The organism is Paenibacillus allorhizosphaerae, assembly GCF_042659105.1.
Lineage (GTDB): Bacteria > Bacillota > Bacilli > Paenibacillales > NBRC-103111 > Paenibacillus_G > Paenibacillus_G allorhizosphaerae.
In genome coordinates this window covers 400,601-421,036 of record NZ_JBHSRV010000002.1, presented here as the reverse complement: position 1 = coordinate 421,036, position 20,436 = coordinate 400,601, and the positions used below count along the sequence as shown (strand labels likewise).

Sequence of the window (20,436 nt, the reverse complement as noted above, 5' to 3'; positions counted from 1 at the left end):
CTTTCAAGGATGCGGTCTTTTCACTTGCAGTCTCCTAGCGAAGGCGCCAGGCGATATCACTCCAGCGCAGGTCGCTGCGGAACGATTGCGGGGATGTATGCTTGCCGATCACAGCGCATTCGATGCCTGCCATTTCCGCCCAATCCGTCAACTGCTCCGCCGTAACGGCGTAAGAGAAGCCGGTGTGATGCGCGCCGCCGGCCAGAATCCAGGCTTCCGCCGAATCGCGCAAGGACGGCTGCGGCTTCCAGAGGACGCGCGCCACCGGCAGCTTCGGCATCGGCTTCTCCGGCTGCACCGCATCCACTTGATTGACCAGCAGCCGGAAGCGGCTGCCCATGTCGATGAGCGACGCGTTGACGGCCGGGCCGCCGCGTCCGTCGAATACCATGCGCGCCGGGTCGGCCTTGCCGCCGATTCCGAGCGGATGAACTTCGATGCGCGGGCGCGTCGCCGCGATGGTCGGACATATTTCCAGCATATGAGCGCCGAGTACGAGCTCGTTGTCCGGCTCCAGATGATACGTATAGTCCTCCATGAACGACGTCCCTTCCCCGCCGGCGATGATCTTCATGATTCGGACGAGCGCCGCCGTCTTCCAGTCTCCCTCGCCTCCGAAACCGTAGCCTTCAGCCATCAGCCGCTGGACGGCAAGGCCGGGAAGCTGCTGCAAGCCATGCAAATCCTCGAACGTCGTCGTGAACGCCCCGAACTCCCCGGCTTGAAGGAAAGCCTTCAGCCCCAGCTCGATCCGTGCCTGATAACGGACTGCATCCCACACGGAAGGCGTATGGCGTACATCGGACGCAATCTCGTACAGCTCCGCGTATTCGTCCAGCAGCTCATTCAACTGCGCATCCGTCACATCGGTCATCAACTGGACGAGATCTCCTACGCCGTAGCCGTTTACCGACCAGCCGAATTGCATTTGGGCCTCTACTTTGTCGCCTTCCGTTACGGCGACTTGTCGCATATTGTCCCCGAAACGGGCCACTTTCAGCTTGCGGCTTTCCGTATAGGCGGCAGCAGTCCGCATCCATTCGCCGATCCGGCGGCGCGTATTGGCATCCTCCCAATAGCCGACAACCACTTTGCGTGCGATGCCCAGCCGCGCTCCGATAAAACCGAATTCCCGGTCGCCGTGTGCGGCTTGATTCAAATTCATAAAATCCATGTCGATGCTATCCCATGGAATATCCCGGTTATACTGCGTATGGAAATGAAGCAGCGGTTTTCTAAGCTCCGACAAGCCGGCAATCCACATTTTGGCCGGCGAGAACGTATGCATCCAGGTGATCAATCCGGCACAACGATCGTCCGCATTCGCTTCGAGACAAAGCCGGCGAATTGCATCCGGTGTCGTTACGACCGGCTTGAACACCACCCGGAATGGAATCGCATCGTCGAGATCCAGCCCTCCCGCCATTTGTACGGAATGCTCTTCGACTTCTTTAAGCGTCTCCGGGCCGTACAAATGCTGGCTCCCGGTTACAAACCAAAATTCGTAAGGCTGAATAAACAACATCGAATCTTTCCTCCCATGTATATGTATGCGATAAAGGGCAATACTTCGGAACGAATCAAAGACAAAACTTCATGCATACCGGCTTCTTGGCGGACTGACACCTGACTCTCAAGCATACTCGACGCAGCGCAAAGCCTCTGCAAGTGTGAAGCTTGCGTCAGCTTCAATTTCCGAACATTCCGAACGCACCTGCAGCATCTATGCGCACAGGTCACGGTTGGAATCATCCGCGACGGTTACGCCTGCAGCGCGGTTTCTTTAAGCGCCTTCAAGCGCTTCATCACGTCGTTTCCGCCCCGGCCGAAATAATCGTGCAGCCGGTTGTATTCCACATACAGCTTATCGTATAACGCTACATGTTCCGGAATCGGCTTGAACGTCTCCTCCCGGATGCGGGCCATCCGCTGCGCCGCTTCCACGATCGAATCGTAGCCGCCAGCCGCGCTTCCCGCCGCAACCGCACCGAACATCGCCGCGCCGAGCGCGGGCGTCTGTTTGGAATCGGCGATCTTGATCTCCCGGTTCGTCACATCGGCATAAATTTGCATCAGCAGCCGGTTGCGCTGCGGCAGGCCGCCGCAAGCATACAACTCCTCCACCGGCACGCCGCTATCGTGGAACGCTTCGACGATCTTGCGCGTACCGAATGCCGTCGCTTCCAGCAGGGCGCGGTACACTTCCTCCGGCTTCGTGAGCAGCGTGTATCCGACGATCATTCCGGTCAAATCGGTGTCCACCAGGACGGACCGGTTGCCGTTCCACCAATCGAGCGCCAGCAAGCCGGTTTCGCCCGGTTTATATGCCGCAGCCCGCCGTTCAAGCCAGTCGTGAACGCCGACGCCTTCCTGTTCTGCCGCTACCATCACGTAGGCCGGAACGCCATGTTCGACAAACCATGCGAAAATATCGCCGACCGCGGATTGCCCCGCTTCATACCCGAGATAGCCGGGAATGATGCCGTCCTCCACGACGCCGCACATGCCTTCGACCTGCTTCTCCTCCGTCCCGAGCAGCATGTGGCAAATCGAGGTGCCCATCGCCATCACCAGCTTGCCCGGCGTGACGACGCCGACGCCCGGTACGGCCGCATGGGCGTCTACATTCCCGACGGCGACCGCAATCCCCGGCTTCAGCCCCATTTGGCCTGCCATCGCCTCCGACAAAGTCCCAGCCTTCGTGCCGAGCGGGAAAATATTGCCGCGGAGCTTCGTATCGGCAAGCGATTCCAGACGCGGATCAAGCTCTTTGAAAAAAGCAGCGTTCGGAAATCCTTCCCGCTTGTGCCAATTCGCTTTGTAACCGGCTGTACAGCTGTTCCTTGCGACTTGGCCGGACATCTGGAACACAACCCAGTCCGCCGCTTCAAGGAACAGATCGGTGCGCTCGTAAATGTCCGGCGCTTCATTCAAAATTTGCCACGCCTTGGCAAGCATCCATTCCGAAGAAATTTTCCCTCCGTATCGCGGCAGGAACGCTTCTCCTCTCGCAGCCGCAACTTCGTTAATCCGGTTGGCCTCGGCCTGCGCCGCATGATGCTTCCACAGCTTAACCCAGCTGTGCGGGTTCGTTTGCAGAGACGGGTCGAAGCAGAGCGGTTCGCCCTGCGCATCGACCGGCAGCATCGTGCAGGCGGTAAAATCGATGCCCAGACCGATCACCTCTTCCGGCTGTACCCCGGACAGGCGAATAACTTCCGGAACCGAACGACGCAGCACTTCCAAGTAATCGCCCGGATGCTGCAGCGCCCAGTCGTGTTCCAACCGGATACCGGAGCCCGGCAGCCGCTCGTCGATAACGCCGTGAGGGTACGGCGTCACATGATCCGCCACTTCCGTGCCGTCGGCCAAATCGACCAGCACCGCGCGCCCCGATTCCGTGCCGTAATCGACGCCGATCGCGTATTTTTTGGACATAAACCATCCTCCTTCATCCATTCACAGGCAACCGCGTGTTCAGGCGCTACTTTTGCCCGTAATACGCCTTCGCTCCGTGCTTTCGCAAAAAATGGCGGTCCAGCAGTGTACGATCCATGGCCGGGACGCCGGGCCTCAGCGCGAACGTATGAAGCGCCATCTTCGCGACTTCTTCCAGTACGACGGCGTTATGCACGGCGTTATGCGCATCCGTCCCCCAGTTGAACGGCGCATGACTGTGCACAAGCACGCCCGGAACTTCTAACGGATCAAGCCCGGCAAACGTCTCAACGATCACGCGTCCCGTCTCCGCTTCGTATGCTCCCTGAATTTCAGCTCCTGTCATCGCCCGCGTACATGGGATTTCACCATAGAAATAGTCCGCATGCGTCGTTCCGAGCGCCGGGATCGCCAGGCCGGCTTGCGCCCAACTGGTCGCCCATGGCGAATGTGTATGTACAACCCCCCCGATGGCAGGAAAAGCTTGGTACAACACCACATGCGTCGGCGTATCGGAGGATGGCTTGAGCCGGCCTTCGACAACGCTTCCCTGCAAGTCCACCACGACCATGTCGTCCGGTAGCAAATCCTCGTACGGAACGCCGCTCGGCTTAATAACGACAAGCCCTGAGGTACGATCGATACCGCTCGCATTGCCCCATGTAAACGTTACCAATCCGTGGCGAGGAAGCGCCAAGTTGGCCTCCCACACTTCCCTTTTCAATGCTTCGAGCAACAGGACCTCACCCTTCCTGAAAAACAGTCATGGTTAACCGACAAATCCATTATACATTTGTACGTACAAATTTGTCACCATTTTTTTCATAAGGCTTGGTCGAGTCCCGCAATACGATATCCGGAGCGAAAATAATATCCCGGTTTCGAGATGGCGCGCTGCCTTCCATCATGGCGATCAGCAGCTCGGCGGCCTTCATGCCGAGCTCAGCTTTCGGATGCGAGACCGACGTCAGTTTGACTTCCGTGGCCGTCGCAAGAAACGAATCGTCGAAGCCGATCATGGACACGTCCTCCGGCACGCGCAGCTCCGTCCGGCGAACCGCCTCCAGCAGTCGCACCGCCAGCTCGTCGTTATAGCATACGATTGCGGTCGGCCGCTCCTCCGGCTTCTCCAGCATCGTAAGCGCCAGCTCGAAAGGTCTCGTTTCTTTGTTTTCCGTCGCGTAATGAACGACATGTTCGGGACGCAATTGCACCCCGAACTCGCGATGCGCGCGCAAAAACCCTTTCAGCCGCTGCGTCCCCTGCAAATCGTCCGTCTTGAAAAATCCGGCAATCCGGAAGTGCCCGAGCTCGATCAAATGCTTGGCGGCCAAGTAACCGCCGAGCTCGTCATCCACTTTGACGCAAGGGCAATCCAGCTCCGCATAGCGCTCGTTGATCATCAAGTAAGGAATCTTCATATATTCGAGCGCCAAATAACAATCCAGATTCGGATTGCCTTGCGCGCTTTTCGTCGGCTCGATGATCAATCCTTGCAGGGGGCCGGCTTGCAGCATCAGCAGATTGTCCCGCTCCTTCGCTTTATCGTTATCCGTGCTCGACAGCAGCATCAGGCAGCCCTGCTCCCGCAGTACCGACTCCGCCCCGCGGACGATCTGCGGAAAAATATAGTCTGAGATGTACGTCGTCAGCACGCCGATGGTCGGCATATCCGCCGTTCTTCTCTCCGATAAAGCGGCAACGTAAGTGCCGCTTCCTTGTTTGCGGTAAAGCCGTCCTTCCTGTACGAGCGTCCCGAGCGCCTGGCGGACCGTCTGCCGGCTCGTTCCGGACAATTCGGACAGCTCGTGCTCCGTCGGCAGTTGATCGTTTGGCTTATAACGCTCGGATTCGATCCAGGACAGGATCATTTCTTTCACTTGCTCATGTTTCGGTTTCGTTTTTTCGTTCAATGTCGCACCTCATGTATGTAAAATACAATAATCCGTATTATAGCACGTATTGCAATGCAAGCTAACATGTACGTACAACTTCAAAATTGATAGCAATATCCATCGTTTTCGGCTTTTTTTGTATGGTGAGGACTGCCGGATGTTGTTACAATACATGTGAACTTACAATATTGGGAGGGATAAGATTTGAAAATCGGATGGTGCACCTCGATCCAGAACGCCGAACTGCTGAAGGAAATAGGGTATGATTTTATTGAATTGCCTGTCGCTCCGCTTCCGCTGGAGCAGGACTCGGGATTGGCCGATGCCATGAAACCCATTTTGGCCTCGCCGATCCCAACCTCCGCTTTCAATATCTTATTCCCGAAGGATATGAAGCTCGTCGGACCCGACGCGAACGACGCGCGGATACGTCATTATATTGCGCGCGCGGCGGCGGTTTTGAGCGAAGCCCGCGCCGGAATCATCGTTCTTGGCAGCGGCGGGGCCCGCAATGTGCCTGATCATTGCGAACGCTTACGGGCGGAACAGCAGCTGCTTCAGGTGTTGGACTGGTGCGCGGATGAACTGAAAGGCACAGGCGTCACGCTCGCCATCGAACCGTTAAACCGGAAAGAATCGAACATCATAAACAGCGTGGATGAAGCGGTCGAGTATGCGCAGCAAATCAACCGTCCTGAGGTTCGGGTGCTCGCAGACTTTTACCATATGGACGAGGAGCAGGAGCCTCTGGACGCACTGCGAACGAACGGCGCGTGGCTAGCCCACATTCATTTGGCGGATACGGGACGCAGGCATCCGGGTTCCGGGACGTACGATTACAACACCTTCTTCGGCATTTTGAAGGAGATAGGTTATACGGGAATGATTTCGGCGGAATGCAAAGCGGATGACCCGGCGAACGATATGAGAAGCAGCCTGCAGTTTCTAAAGCAGTTCGTGAGCTGACAGGCAGACCGAAGGCAATCATAGATTGGACGAACCGTCCACAGCGAATCGCAAACCACTCGGCCACCGCGACTATCGTCCAAGCCGCAGAATCGAGCTCCCGGAATACGCCGGACGCCGTCGGGTGTCGGGACCATTCCCGGCAACAAGTTCGTTTGCAAAGCTTTCATACTCCGGCGCCTGGACGAAGCGTTAGGGCGCGATGTTCCGCGGTTTTCATCAAACCTACAAGAGGGAGGAAAAGCCCGGCCTGGCTTAGTTCCTCTCTTTTTCTTTATTCCAAAGGCCCTCCCAAGACTTCTTGATCAGCCGGATACCCTCTTCCATCTCTTTCTCATGAACGCCGCCAAAACCCAAATAAATTTGCGGATCCCCGGGTGGACGCGGTCTCATCCGCATCTCTTGCAGATCATAAATTTTGACGCCTTCTTCTGCCGCCAATTTCACAAGAACATCCGACGTTTGACGCGTGTTGACGGTCAGTTGAACGTGAAGGCCGGCATTGTGGCCGGTAATTTGGACACGCTCTCCCAAATGGGTCCGAATCAGCTCGATAAACCGGTGATGCTTTTTACCGTACGTTTTGCGCATTCGCCGAATATGGCGGTACCAGTGGCCCTGCTCGATAAAAGACTGCATGGCCCATTGATCGATGCGCGACGGGCCGTCAAACAAATACTGCACCTGTCTCATCTTCTCGATCAGAATTAACGGCAATACCAAATAATTCATCCGCAACGCCGGAGTGAATGCCTTGGAGAAAGTACCGATATAGATGACCCTCCCGTCGCGGTCAAGCCCTTGCAAGGACGGAAGCGGCTTGACGAAGTAACGGAATTCCCCGTCGTAATCGTCCTCAATGATGTATGCATCTCTCGTCTGCGCCCAGTGGAGCAAGCGTTCACGTTCCGGATACGGCATGACACTGCCGGTAGGAAACTGGTGAGAGGGCGTAATATACACCGCCTGCGCGCCGGAATTCTCCAGTCCCTCGAGCGAAATGCCATTATCACGCACTTCAATCGGAGAGACTTGAAAGCCGTACTGGATGAAATGCTCGCGAACCGGCGCAAATCCGGGCTCCTCGAACGCAATATGATCGATTCCCGCCGCAAACAGTTTGGCCAATATCCCCACGCTGTAATGAATGCCGGTGCCGACTACAATTTGTTCGGGCACGCAAACGACGCCTCGCGAATTTCGTAAATATTCCGCTAAAACGCTGCGAAAGGCATATTCTCCCTGCGGGTCGCCATATTTGTTAATTTTGCCCTGGGAATGATCCAATGCTTCGTGAAGCACTTTTCTCCAGCTTCGCATAGGAAACAACTGTTCATCGACGGCGGAAGGCCTGAAATCGATCCGGTAGCAATCATCCGCCGGAAAAACTTGAAGCTGCAGAGGCTGTTTTGGAGTCGGCAGCAATTCGGCCGTTGATTTAGCCGGTTTCGCCACGCCAAACGGATTGGTTACATAGAGGCCCGATCTTGGCCGGCTTACGGCATACCCTTCGGCAAGCAAAATTTGATAGGCGGATTCTACCGTTGTTTTGCTGATGCTCAGCTGCTGCATAAGCGATCTGACAGAAGGCAGCCGCGAACCGTACGGAATGCCCCCGCTTCGAATTTGATCCCTGATTTGCGTATACAGCTGCATATAGCTCGGCTGGGCGGAACGGTCGGTCAAGTTAAGATTCAGCATTCGGCGCAACAGCTCCCGCTAATCTGACATGAAAAAACAATGCTAAACTGACCCTTTTTCAAAGGTCAGTTCTAGTATAATGTAAACATTAGCTTTAAGAAAGTTACAATGTAAAGTGGGGTATATCGATGTCACGAACATCATCAGTGGAGACAGCAAAACTTCAAGCGACATTGACTTTACCGCAAATCGTCGCCCTGTATATCGGGTCGGTCATTGGTTCCGGCATATTGCTCGTGCCGGGACTGACCGCCGAGATGGCCGGGCCGGCATCGGTCATCGCCTGGCTGCTGATGTCCGTTCTGGTCATCCCGATGGCGATCACGATGGGACTGCTCGCGGCGAAGTACCCAAGCTCGGGCGGCGTCTCCCACTTTGTGCGGCTCGCTTACGGCAACAAGGCCGGCCATCTCGTCGGCTCGTTTTTTCTTCTCTCCGTGCCGATCGGCGGCCCGGTCGTCGCCGACACCTGCGCTCAATATTTGGCCGTATTGCTGCATTGGGGCGACGTTCAGACTTACACGGTTGCATCGCTGATCTTGATCATACCGCTGGCGATGCATGTCTTCGGGTTGCATCTGGCGGGCAAAGTGCAGACGGTGGTCATTTCGTTCATCGTCGCCATCCTGCTTCTGGCAATTGCATCGAGCATTCCGCACGCGTCCGTCGACAACTTTACCCCGTTCATGCCGAGCGGCTGGAAGAGCGTGCTTCAGGCGGCGGGCTTGATGTTCTGGTGCTTCATCGGCTGGGAAGCGGTCACCCATCTGTCGGCCGAGTTCGTCGACCCGCGCAAAAATGCGATCCGCGGCGTCTTATGGAGCGCCGGAATCGTATCCTTGATCTACTTCGCCGTCGCTTTCATGACGGTAGCCACGCACAGCTACGGTGGGTCAAGTTCTGTGGCTGCGCTAAGCGTGATGGTGCAGCGCTCTTTGGGGCCTGCCGGCGGCTGGATCGTGGCCGTCACCGCCATCTTTATTTGTTTCGCCGCATTCAACGCATATTCCAGCGCAGGTGCGCGCATCGCCTACACCATGGCCCAAGCGGGAGAAGCGCCCAAATGGCTCGGCGCGCTGCACCGCAAATACCGTACGCCGATCGGCGGCCTTGCTTTTATCGCCGTCGGCAATGCGATCAGCATGGCGGCGCTGTTGTTCAAGACAGTCTCGCTTTCCCAGTTGATTGCGCTCCCCAATGCAACCTTTATCGCAACGTACATCGGCGGCTGCCTGGCCGGCATTCGCCTGCTCCGCGACACCAGACTTGGCCGGATGTCGTCCTGGATTTCGCTCATTGTAACGTTAGGCTTGTACCCGTTTTTGGGCTGGCCGGCTTTGTATCCTTTGGCCGTCGTCGTTATTATGATGATTTGGAATTTGCGACGGTCGCGTCCCACTGATACTACTGACCGGAACCCATTTACTTCGTAAAACCTTTATTCGAAACCATGTCCATACAGGGGGCACTCCATATGATCATGACGCAGGATGAAATCAAATCGTATTTGAAAAGAATCGGTATTGCAGATATCGAAGCTCCGACGCTGCCATACCTCATTAAACTGCATAAGGCTCATGTAAGCCGCATCACATGGCAAACGATCGATATTTTTGCCGGACAACCGGCATCCATCGACGTAAGGGAGTCGGTGCAGCTGATGATTAACGGCCGAAGCGGTTATTGCTTCCATCTGAACGGAGCGTTCTGCACGCTTCTACGCTCGTTGGGCTACCGCGTTTCCATGCACAGGGCCGGCGTTCAGCCGCTTGGCGAAACGCCGCGGATCAACTCGTTTCACCTCGGTTTAATCGTTACGCTGGAGAATGAAGCGAACGAAGAAGAACCATGGATCATCGATGCCGGGCTCGGGGATTTGCCGTATGAACCGATCCCGCTCAAGCCGGGGGTCTATGCGCAAGGTCCGTTTACTTATAAAGTGGTCCCTTCCGGCGTTGCGGAACGAGGCTGGCGATTGGAGCATGATCCGCGGGCGTCTTTTACCGGCGTTGATTATGCCCCCGAGGTTGTAGAGGATATTGCGGTGTTTCACCCGAAGCACGAGCATTACAGCCGTTCGGCGGACTCGCCTTGGATCGGACTGTTTCTCATTCGCAACCGGATGGCAAACGAAAGCAATGAGCTTCGAGGGTGTGTATGGAGCAAGCAAGACGGCGGCGGCATAACGAAGACCGAGCTGCAAACGAAGTCGCAATGGTTGGCCGTACTGGATGAAGTGTTCGGCGAACATCTGGTGCGGTATAGCGATCTGGAGAAGGATGCCTTATGGCAAAAGGTCAGACAAAAGCATGAGGAATGGCTCCGAAAGAAAGAGCTTTCTCAGCGGGACTAAGCGGGTGTTATAAGAAAAAGAAAAGCACGCAGTTCCGGCGCCGGTCGCTCCGCAATGCGTGGAGTCAAAGGCAGGCAACCCAGGAACGAGCGTGCTTTATTATTTTAGCGGACAGATTGCAGACGATATAACCAGCTCTTGAAATCGCCCTTTACGACCGGCAAATGGACGCCAACGTGCATCAACTCGTCGCCGCCGAACAGCGGACTGCCTTCCAGCTCTTGCTCCGCTGCAAACACGCGGTAATCCCGGTCCAAGTCAAGTCCTCTTAGACGCAGCTTCTGCAACGGCGGGTTCGGCTTTGCGAGCACCTGGAAGTGAGCGACAAGCGCCTCCGATCGGTCTTCCGACACGAACATCCATGCCGTCTCATTGCCTTCAAACGGGCTAAGGAGCCGGTAAAAATCTCCGAACTGAATAAGCGGGCGCAGTTCCTTGTAAATGGCTACCTGCTGCTTCACGGCCGCTTTCTCTTCCTCCGTAAACTTCGTCAAATCCAGCTCATACCCGAAGTTGCCCGACATGGCGACATGGCCGCGCATCGCGATTGGCGTCATCCGGTGCACCTGATGGTTCGGAATCGCCGACACATGCGACCCCATGCTGCTAATCGGATACACGATGCTTGTGCCGTACTGAATTTTCAATCGTTCGACCGCATCCGTATTATCGCTTGTCCACGTCTGCGGCATATAGTAGAGCATGCCGGGGTCGAAACGCCCGCCGCCGCCGGAGCAGCTTTCGAACAAAATATGCGGAAACGCGGTAGTGATCTTCTCCAGCACCTCGTAGAGGCCAAGCATATAGCGATGCGCGGTTTCACGCTGGCGTTCCGGCGGCAGCAGCGCGGAGCCGATCTCGGTCATGTTGCGGTTCATGTCCCATTTGACATACGTGATCGGACAGCTTGCCAAGATGTCGGAAATCACTTTCACGATATATTCGCGCACGTCAGCGCGGGAATAATCCAGAATGAGTTGGGTACGTGCGGTCGTTCTTCTCCGATCCGGCACGTGCAGACACCAATCCGGATGCGCGCGGTACAGCTCGCTGTCCGGCGACACCATCTCCGGCTCGAACCAGAGGCCGAACTGCATGCCGAGCTTCTTCACGCGGCCGACTAAATCCTCGAGTCCGTTCGGCAGCTTGTTCTTATCCACAAACCAGTCGCCGAGCGAGCTCTTGTCATTATCCCGCTTGCCGAACCAACCGTCGTCCAGCACGAACAGCTCAATGCCGAGCTCCTCCCCGGCCCTTGCGATCGCTTCGATTTTGTCGGCGTCGAAGTTAAAGTACGTCGCCTCCCAGTTGTTGACGAGCACCGGTCTCGATTGATCGCGGAATTCGCCGCGGCACAGCCGCGTCCGGTATAGCCGATGATACGTCCGGGACATGCCCCCAAGCCCTTCTGCGGAATACACAAGCACCGCTTCCGGCGTCTGGAACGACTCGCCTGCCTCGAGCAGCCAGCTGAAGTCGAACGGATTGATCCCGAGTACGACACGCGTCGTGCTGTAAGGATCAACTTCCGCCTGCGCAACGAAGCTGCCGCTGTAGACGAGGCTGAAGCCGTACGCTTCGCCGTGTTCTTCTCCGGCGTCTTTGGACAGAAGGGCGATGAACGGATTGAACGAATGGCTGCTAGCGCCTCGGCGGCTTTCAATGACGGCGCCCCCCTTCGTTAGTGGTCGCGTCTCGATATGGCGCTCGCGCGCCCAGGAACCGGACAAATGCAGCATATCGAATTCGGAATGGGCAAAGTCGATGCTCATGCTAAGCGCGCGGAGCAGACGAAGCGTTTGTCCGCCTTCGTTGAGGTAGCGGACCGACCGGGCAACGGCGTTATGGTCGTGAAACACGGTATACGTGAGGATCGCCTTAAGCCCGATCAGCTCGTCCTTCATCACGATTTCAAGCGTCTCGGCTTCCGCTTCATGCTCCACGTAAGTGGCCGGAAGCCCGTCCAGAAGCGGCTTCCCGGGGTAAATCCGATGCGAATCATAGATCAGCTCGCTGACCGTAGACCCGTTCACCGTCTGCACCTGATAAGCAGGAACGCGAAAATCGCTGCTGCCGTACGAGGGCAGCTCTTGAGGCAGCGTATCGAGCGACAAGCTCTTGTCTTCCGGATCGGTATTGGGCGTAAACGAGCAGCGGCCGCGGATAGCCAGAAGCGACGACAAATTCGTGCCGCGAATTTTACGGCCCCAATGCACATGGGCGATATATTTGTTTTTGACGATTTGCATAATGTAACTGGCTTGCTTTGCTTGCAGATGGAACGTTTGCGTCTGAGAATCGAAATGAATGCTCATATGTGTCCTCCCATGAATCGGCTTCGCTTTCCATTATAAAGCCAATCCTGCCGCGGGCATATGGAGAAAAGCGATTTCGTATGGACGAAATTAGTTCAATTTCGGAAGCGCGCGAGTGATTCGTGCGTGCCACGAACTTGCTTTTCTGTTCCGCTCACTTGTTCAGCCCGTGCAACGGCTGCATCATTGGCGGAGTGAACGACCATCGCTTTCGGTCTTGCTCATGAAAAAAAGAGGCTCATCGCCATCCCGAGAAAGGATGACGTGAACCTCTATACTTAAGGATTACTTGCCTTGAAGCACAACGTTATCGGCAACCGCCCAATCGCCGACCGGCGTAACCCGGTACGAAGCGCTCGGATTGAGCTTGCTTCCCGCCGTCAATTCGAACGTGCCCTCCGCCCCTTTGCGGGTTTGCACTTTATATTGAGCCGTCAATGACTGCCCGCTCTCGTCCGTTAACTTGACCGACCTGCCGGAGAACAGCTCGTCCTTCGGATCGGCGGCCAAAGTGATCGTCAGCGTCGTCTCATTCACCGCCTTGACGGATTGAATCGCGAGCGGCGCGATTTCTTTGGCCGTGAACGTGTCTTCTTTCAACGTAAACCAGTCGGACGTTACCGTATATTTGACGCCCGGCTTCAGCTTCTCGCCGCTCGGCAAACGGAATTTCGGCGCCTGGCGTCCGTCGGTCGCCTGCGTATACGGCACGTAATCGACGACGATCGGCTGCCCGTTCTCGGGAGTTAACAGCGCTTGTCGCGATCTTAGCGACGAGATGACTTGATAAGTGACGCCGTTATACGACTGGTTCCCGTCAATCGCGATCTCTTTGCCGCCGCGGCTGCCGAAGTACGATTCGACGAGGTACCCGTAATCCGCCACGCCGTCTTGTTGGCTGGACGTGACCTCGAACGTGTCGGACGTGACTTGCGCCGTGCCGTTCAAAGAAATTTTATTCGTCATCGCCGCGAACGTGCCGGCCGCTTTCCCCTTATACGTGAGCGTATAGGTCGTCCCCGGCTTATGCAGAGTGACCGGAACGATGTAAGTCGACACGGCGCCGTTCTTCAGTTGCGGCACGTTAACGATGGACATGCCGTCCGTAAATACGAAGTTTTTCTTCGCCATTTCCAAATCGACGTCCTGCGCTGTGAGCGGCGCGGAGAACGTCACTTCCAGCGTAATCGGATTGACCGCCTTTACGCCGGTAACCGCCGCATCGGCGGAAGGCTTGCGAGGCTGAGCGATCTGCATCAACGATGCGGCTTGCCCGCGGCTGACCGGCTTCTCCGCCTGGTAACCGTCCTTGAACCACGTTTGGATGATGGCCGACTTCTTAACCAATAGTTTGGACAGCGCATCCGTAAGGTAAGCTTGCGTTACCGGCTTGTTCGGCTGGAACATCGCCTCCTTGCCCGAAATGACGCCGTTATCAATCAGCGCCTCCACCTCGCCGGCATACCAGTCGTTGTTCGCGACGTCGCCAAAGGCCGCGTCCTTTGTTCCGTTTTCGATCAAGTGGAACGTTTTGACAAGCACTTTTGCCAGCTCCGCGTGCGTAATCGGCTGGTTCGGGCGAATCATCGCGTCACCGTAACCGGAGAAAATGTTCTGATTCAGCATCTCCGTCATTGCCGCTTGAAAAGCTCCCGCCTGGGACAGGTCCGTAAACGAGGCTGCATCTGCACTTGCGGTTTGGATATGGGAAGGAAGGAGCGCCGCCGAGCCGATCGCTGCGGCCAATATAGCTTTTATCGCTTGTTTTCTCATGTTTCGTATGCCTCCTATGAATGAATTGCTCTACAACATTCATCTTACCGGAGGATTCTAAACGGGCGAGAAACAAGAGATTAAATAATTATTAAATACTGCCGCCGCTGCGGCCGGAGGCAAAGCGATAACCGGCTCCCCACAACGTTTCGATATACTCCGGGCGCGACGGGTCGGTTTCGATTTTTTCCCGGATGCGACGAATGTGAACGGTAACGGTCGCGATGTCGCCCAGCGAATCCATCCCCCATATTTTCTCGAACAGCTCCTCTTTGCCGAACACCCGGTTCGGATGAAGCGCCAGGAACGTCAGGAGGTCGAATTCTTTGGCCGTCATCGTCGCTTCCTTGCCGCCCACGTACACTCTGCGCGCGACCGTATCGAGAACGAGGCTGCCGGTCCGGATTTCCCCGCTCTTGTTTTCTTTGCCGCCGGTCAACCGCTCATAACGGGCCAAATGCGCCTTCACCCGGGCTACCAGCTCGCTCGGACTGAACGGCTTTGTAATGTAATCGTCCGCGCCGCCCCCCAATCCGCGTATTTTATCCACTTCTTCCTTCTTGGCAGAGACGATGAGGATCGGGACGTCCTTGACGCTTCGGATTTGCCTGCATACTTCCATGCCGTCCATGCCGGGCAGCATTAAATCTAGCACGATCAAGCCGTAATCTTCCTGGAGCGCCTTCCGCAGTCCCTCATCCCCGCTGGCGCAAATGTCCGCGCTGAAACCGTTCAGTTCAAAATAATCCCGCTGCAGGTCCGCAATGCTTGCTTCGTCTTCAATAATTAATATTTTTTTCATGAGAATCTCCATTGCCGTTTGATGTGTACCGCTCCAGCGTAAAATATATCGTCGTGCCCTGTCCGTACACGCTTTCCGCTCCGATCGTTCCGCCGTGTCCTTCGATGACTTGTCTGGCGATCGCCAGCCCGAGCCCGCTTCCGCCGGTTTTGGAATTGCGCGAGCTTTCCGCCCGGTAAAAGCGATCGAAAATATGCGCCGCGGCGTCGCCCGGTATGCCGGGTCCGTTATCGGTAATGCGAACCGTCACATCTTTCTTCCCGGGCTCCGCGCGAACGGTAATATGCTTTTCTTCTTTGTCCATAAATTTGACGGAATTATCGATGATGTTGGTTACCGCCCGCTCGAGCTTCTCCGGATCGATGTGCACATAAACCGGCTCGCCCCCCCATTCGGTATAATGCAATTGAAATCCTTTGGCCTCCAGATCGAACCGCTGCTCCTCCAGCACATCGGACAAAAACCGGTTCAGGTCGAGCTTCTCGAAATGAAAAGGCACCTTCTTCAAATCGAGCTTCGAATATAAAAACAACTCGTCGATCAACCGGTCCATCGCTACTGTTTTGCCGAAAATGGTGTTGACGTATTTATCCATTTTTTCCGGCGTATTGGCGACACCGTCCCGAATTCCCTCGATATACCCTTTGATAGACGAAATTGGCGTTTTCAAGTCATGCGATATGTTCGAAAGCAGTTCCTTGCGGTTTTCCTCGTACTGCTGCTGCAGCTCAAGGGAATGATTCAGCTGCTTGCGCATTTCTTCGAAGGCGGTGGACAACTGTCCGATTTCGCCCCCAGCAGCCGGTTCGATCCGAAAGTCCAGGTTGCCTTCCCTGATTTTATCCGCCGACAGCCTGAGCTTCTGCAGAGGTACAATGATGCTGCGCGTGATGAAATAATAAAGCATGACGTTTGCCAGCAGGAGCAAAATAAACAGGATGGAAATGAGCAGCGGCAGAAGCTTCCGCGTCAGCTCGGCAAAAGGGCTGCGCTCTCTCAGGACGAATACGCTCCCGCTCGATTGATCGCCGAATACGAAATCATATTTCGCATATGAAAAAAAGCGATCCCCGATATTAAACGTGCCCCGAATCTGAATATTGCCTGCATCGTACTCGGGGAGATGCGCCTCGGGCTGAAGCGTCTTCCATGGCGGCGAAGCGTAATAAATGCCTTGGCCCTTCCGGATAATCAGCGTTGCCTGCGCAATGCGGAGCTTGTTATCGTAGTCTTTCAGCAAACCGGCATCGAGGAGCCGGTCGGGATTGTCGTTCTTGGTCATATATTTCAATTCCATGAACAAGCTTTCGACTTCCGGCGATAACGGATTCAGCGCATAATGAATTTTGTAAAACTGCTTGATGCTCTTCATGTCTCCCGTAACCGCCACCGTGATGAAAAATGTCGTGGCTACGAAGATCAGGATCGTAATCAGCAGCGTTCCCGTATACGAAAAAAGCAGCTTTAATCGGATGGACATACATTCCCTCCTTCCGTTTCAATAGATCGGTATTACACAAAATGTAACGAAAGTCGGCGGCGAATTCAATGAAAACGCCGTGATTTAAGGATTTGTTAATATATGCGGATACGGAAAGCGATTGCAGTCGTAGAGGTTCCATCTCCATAAAGCTAGTTTGATACGTTTAACGGCATCTTAGTAAAATACGCAAAAAAGAACACTTCAAGCCGCAGTTCGCCCTGCGGCTTGAAGTGTTCTAGACATATATCGTCTATATCCGTACGGATGTATTGCCCCAAAGGCAAGCTTTCCTACGCCGACTGCCGCATCGCTTGGGTGGCGGCAGTCGGATGGATGAGCAGGACGGCAGCCGGTCACGCGAACGGCTATGCATCCATGCCGTTTCGCCGCATCATTCGCATGCAGTTGCACCGGCTTGGCCGATGCCGCCGGGGAGCATGAGCATGCGTCGACTTGCGGTTACTGCTGCGATATCGTGCCCGGCTGAATCAAGTGCCGCTGTCGCCGGAGCCGGCAGCGTGCAAAGTTCCGATCGCAACCGGCAGCTTGCCGGTCGCTTCCCGCTGTCCGAGCAGCACCTTAGCCGCGCTTCGGAGCGTGTGCGGCCGGCTCTCGTAGGCAGCTACAAAGGTCGAAATGTCGGGAAACGCAAGCAAATCGCACGGGCTGCACTGGGCGACGACGATCGGTTCTTTGCCGACGGCTAGCAGCCCGCGGATCAATTCCGCTTGCGCCGCATCAAATTGGGCGTTGTACGTCGCCACGACGACCTGCTGCCCGTATCGAACGCTTCGCACCAGCTCATGGCGCAGCGCCTCGACCTCCTGCTGCGGCACCAAAAATTCGGTGACCTTGCATCCGAGCTGGCGCAGCGCGCGGCCAAGCGTGAAAGGCGCCTGCGCCGCTTCGGCCGCCTGCAAATGCTCGGCTGTTTCGACCGATATGACATAGAGCGAGCCGTTGGCCGATACGGGGAGGAGCGCCTTTTCGTCCCGGACCCGCGTCGTGGAAGCTTCGCTGATGCGCCGGGCGGTTTCCTTGTGGGCTTCGCAGCCGACCCGCGCTAGCGCCGACACCATCCCGGCATCCGGCTCAAACGCGGCGAACACCCCGTACCGCTCCTTCAGCGCCAAAAGCCGCCGTACTGAGCGGTCGATACGCTCTTCGCTGATTCGGCCCTTGCGTACCGCTTCGATCAACGATTGCAGCGCTTCGAGCTGAAGGTCATGCCGAACGGGCAGCACAATCAGGTCGGCACCCGCTTCCACCGCCATGACGGCGGCATGCTCCATGCCCTCGTCGTTCAGGGCGTCCAGCTCCGGGCAATGCGTTACGATGACGCCTTCGAAGTCAAGCTGCCGCCGCAGCAAACGGATCATCGCCAAATCCGGGTTTACCTCTGTCCGCTTCCCCGGTTCCACGACGGGAATGGACAAAATGGCGTCCACGCCGGCTTCGATTGCCTGCCGGAACGGGCGCAAATGCGCTGCATCAAGCCGCGACTGGCCATCAGCCGAAGCCGTATCCGTCTCGGCGCAGCCGGGCAGTGGCTTCGCCGCTGCGGCCACGCCCGCGTCCTGCAGCCCGCGGAGAAACTGTACGCCGTAGTCGCCGAGATGTTCGGCGCCTTCACCGGCGAAGTGCGCCCCCGTCCTCGGGTTCGCCGGTCCATTACTCTCATGGAGCACCGGCGCAAGGCACATATGGATGCCGAGCGCTTTCAGCTCGCGACCACTAATCGAACCGGCCTTATATGCGGCGGTCTTGTTCCCGCCTGCGGCGATCGCCATGACGCCCGGCATCAGCGCCATACCTTCGGCCAGCCGGGCCAACGCGCCGCCTCCCTGATCGACCGCGATCCAGAGCGGCAGCTGGCCGCATGCTTTCGCTTCAGCCTGCAGCGCCATGCTCAGCTGCGCCGCCTGTGCCGTATCGCAAACGTTCCGGGCGCGATACAACACCCCTCCGATCGCGTGTTCCCGAATGCCGCGGATCGCTTCGGCGGAGGGCTCTGTGCCCTCAAAACCGCATAGGATCATTTGGCCTACTTTTTGTTCCAGCGTCAACTTGCCGATATCCCGAATTTCCGCCAGTCCCTCCATCATTCATTGCTCCTTCCAAGCAATCGAATCATTCGTTACCGTACAGCAGGCATGGTTTGGTTAGCGATACCCATTCCTCCCGCTCCCGGCCGTATGTTTCCAGCAGACTGCGATAGCCGCCCGACTGTCCAAGCTGCTGTCGTACCCGTGCTCCACCTGATAGCAAATCGATGAAATAAGGTTTGTCATTCCGTGTCGGCGGCAGCCACTCGAATGTGTCCGGATACAGCTTTTGGACCGATTCGAGCAGCGCCAATCCCGTTTGTACCGCCCGAAACGTTGCCGCATCCGTTACGAACAGCCTCACGCCTCCGCACAGCGTTCCCTGATGCTTGGAGAAGACGGGCGAAAAATAGACCGGGCAAGCATGCACGCCGGGACTGCCGTATTCATGAAATACGGCGGCGAGGCGTTCCCCGTCGATCCACGGCGCCCCGATCATTTCGAACGGTCGTGTCGTGCCGCGCCCCTCCGATACATTCGTGCCCTCGAACAAGCACGTCCCTGCGTACACCCTCACAGTGTCGATCGACGGCATATTCGGCGAAGGCGGCAGCCAGTAAAGTCCGGTCGCATCGTACTCCATCGCGCGGTTCCAGCCTTCCATCGGGAGAACCGTCAGATTGCAGCCGAGGCGGCGGCTGTCGTTCACGAAACGGGCATATTCTCCGATCGTTAACCCCGTCGCATACGGTATACCGGTTACCGCACCAACCATGGATTCGTATCCGGGCTCAAGCCGCCCGCCTTCCGCCCTGAAGCCCCCAAGCGGATTCGGCCGATCGAGAACGACGAGCCGTTTGCCCCCCGCCGCACAGGCTTCCATCAAATAGACCAAAGTAGACAAATAAGTATAAAAGCGCATTCCCGTATCCTGAATATCGAATAAAACCGCATCGATGCCGCCGAGCATGGCCGCATCCGGCTTTTTTCGCGTCCCGTACAAGCTGTATACCGGAATGCCGAGCGAAGGATGCGTTTCATCCTGGAACTGCTCGCCAGCCTGCCGTTCGCCGCGAATGCCGTGCTCGCACGCGAAGAGCGCGCTCAGTTGCAGCCAGGGCAGTGCTGCGCAGCGTGCCCTGGTTGTTTCGAACCGCCCGTTGATACCGGTCGGATTCGTTAATAATCCTACCCGACTGCCTTGAAGCTCCGGCTTTAAACGTTCTAGCCGATCCGCTCCGACGGCAACCTGCTTTCCCATGAGCTTTCCCCTTTCATTCAAGAAAAAATCGTATTCCGACTCCTTCGATAACCGACCAAACCTGAATCATTGCAATCGTTGGAACCATCTGTTCATAGCTTCGCTAGCGCCCCCCCTCCTATCAGCCCGCATAATACATATTGTCCCGGAGCGGCAAACGTCTCGACATCCGTCCGACAACAATTGCAAGCGTTGCCATTATATCGCAGCAGCCGACTTTCCGCCAGACAAAGAAAGTACAACCAGGAGCCCCGTTTGCGTCGTTCTGCGGCGGCATCGACAGCGTCCTCTGGAGAGTGCAATGCTGATGCGGCAGAACGGTTGCGCCGGAAGGCTTCCCGCTTGTACTTTTTGTTTTTCTTGCTGTCCTATTTCATTGTTCGGCAGCGCCGGTTTGCGCCGCC

Annotated in this window: 14 protein-coding genes; 3 read left to right on the top strand and 11 right to left on the bottom strand. The window is 56.3% G+C overall.

Annotated elements, in window-relative coordinates:
- Positions 1-34: 34 nt before the first annotated feature.
- The 4 genes from araA to ACFQI7_RS10450 all read right to left on the bottom strand — a co-directional run bounded on the left by araA (position 35) and on the right by ACFQI7_RS10450 (position 5,351).
- Positions 35-1,525, bottom strand: a complete 1,491-nt coding sequence (gene araA / locus ACFQI7_RS10465) for an L-arabinose isomerase (protein WP_218099311.1) — start codon at positions 1,523-1,525, stop codon at positions 35-37.
- Positions 1,526-1,761: 236 nt separating this feature from the next.
- Positions 1,762-3,438 carry a ribulokinase gene (locus tag ACFQI7_RS10460; RefSeq protein WP_218099312.1) on the bottom strand — a complete coding sequence of 559 codons (1,677 nt, stop codon included), beginning with the start codon at positions 3,436-3,438 and terminating at the stop codon, positions 1,762-1,764.
- Between the two features lie 46 nt (positions 3,439-3,484).
- Positions 3,485-4,174 carry an L-ribulose-5-phosphate 4-epimerase gene (araD, locus tag ACFQI7_RS10455; RefSeq protein WP_218099313.1) on the bottom strand — a complete coding sequence of 230 codons (690 nt, stop codon included), beginning with the start codon at positions 4,172-4,174 and terminating at the stop codon, positions 3,485-3,487.
- 49 nt (positions 4,175-4,223) lie between these two features.
- Complete coding sequence (locus ACFQI7_RS10450) at positions 4,224-5,351, bottom strand: GntR family transcriptional regulator (protein ID WP_218099314.1); 1,128 nt, start codon at positions 5,349-5,351, stop codon at positions 4,224-4,226.
- 186 nt (positions 5,352-5,537) lie between these two features.
- Between ACFQI7_RS10450 and ACFQI7_RS10445 the strand changes: the two genes are divergently transcribed.
- A complete protein-coding gene (locus ACFQI7_RS10445) occupies positions 5,538-6,299 on the top strand; it encodes a sugar phosphate isomerase/epimerase family protein (protein WP_218099315.1) in 762 nt (253 codons plus the stop codon).
- A 255-nt stretch (positions 6,300-6,554) separates the two neighbouring features.
- On the opposite strand, the gene pdxR is transcribed toward ACFQI7_RS10445, so the two are convergent.
- Positions 6,555-8,000, bottom strand: coding sequence for a MocR-like pyridoxine biosynthesis transcription factor PdxR (gene pdxR, locus ACFQI7_RS10440; RefSeq protein WP_218099316.1), 1,446 nt, complete (start codon positions 7,998-8,000; stop codon positions 6,555-6,557).
- 128 nt (positions 8,001-8,128) lie between these two features.
- On the opposite strand from pdxR, the gene ACFQI7_RS10435 reads away from it, so the two are divergent.
- Entirely contained in the window at positions 8,129-9,433 is a 1,305-nt protein-coding gene (locus ACFQI7_RS10435; protein WP_218099317.1) for an APC family permease, read from the top strand.
- Positions 9,434-9,474: 41 nt separating this feature from the next.
- On the top strand, positions 9,475-10,353 hold the full coding sequence (locus tag ACFQI7_RS10430) for an arylamine N-acetyltransferase family protein (protein WP_218099318.1): 879 nt from the start codon (positions 9,475-9,477) through the stop codon (positions 10,351-10,353).
- 104 nt (positions 10,354-10,457) lie between these two features.
- On the opposite strand, the gene ACFQI7_RS10425 is transcribed toward ACFQI7_RS10430, so the two are convergent.
- From ACFQI7_RS10425 to ACFQI7_RS10400, 6 genes are all read right to left on the bottom strand, one after another.
- Entirely contained in the window at positions 10,458-12,668 is a 2,211-nt protein-coding gene (locus ACFQI7_RS10425) for an alpha-galactosidase (RefSeq protein WP_218099319.1), read from the bottom strand.
- 285 nt (positions 12,669-12,953) lie between these two features.
- Complete coding sequence (locus ACFQI7_RS10420) at positions 12,954-14,441, bottom strand: S-layer homology domain-containing protein (RefSeq protein ID WP_218099320.1); 1,488 nt, start codon at positions 14,439-14,441, stop codon at positions 12,954-12,956.
- A gap of 91 nt (positions 14,442-14,532) precedes the next feature.
- A complete protein-coding gene (locus ACFQI7_RS10415; RefSeq protein ID WP_218099321.1) occupies positions 14,533-15,243 on the bottom strand; it encodes a response regulator transcription factor in 711 nt (236 codons plus the stop codon).
- Positions 15,221-16,723, bottom strand: a complete 1,503-nt coding sequence (locus tag ACFQI7_RS10410) for a sensor histidine kinase (protein WP_218099322.1) — start codon at positions 16,721-16,723, stop codon at positions 15,221-15,223. The genes ACFQI7_RS10415 and ACFQI7_RS10410 overlap by 23 nt, the downstream gene beginning before the upstream one ends.
- Before the next feature lie 491 nt (positions 16,724-17,214).
- A complete protein-coding gene (locus tag ACFQI7_RS10405) occupies positions 17,215-18,831 on the bottom strand; it encodes a glycoside hydrolase family 3 protein (protein WP_218099323.1) in 1,617 nt (538 codons plus the stop codon).
- A 25-nt stretch (positions 18,832-18,856) separates the two neighbouring features.
- Positions 18,857-20,032, bottom strand: a complete 1,176-nt coding sequence (locus tag ACFQI7_RS10400) for an exo-beta-N-acetylmuramidase NamZ family protein (protein WP_218099324.1) — start codon at positions 20,030-20,032, stop codon at positions 18,857-18,859.
- Positions 20,033-20,436: the final 404 nt, after the last annotated feature.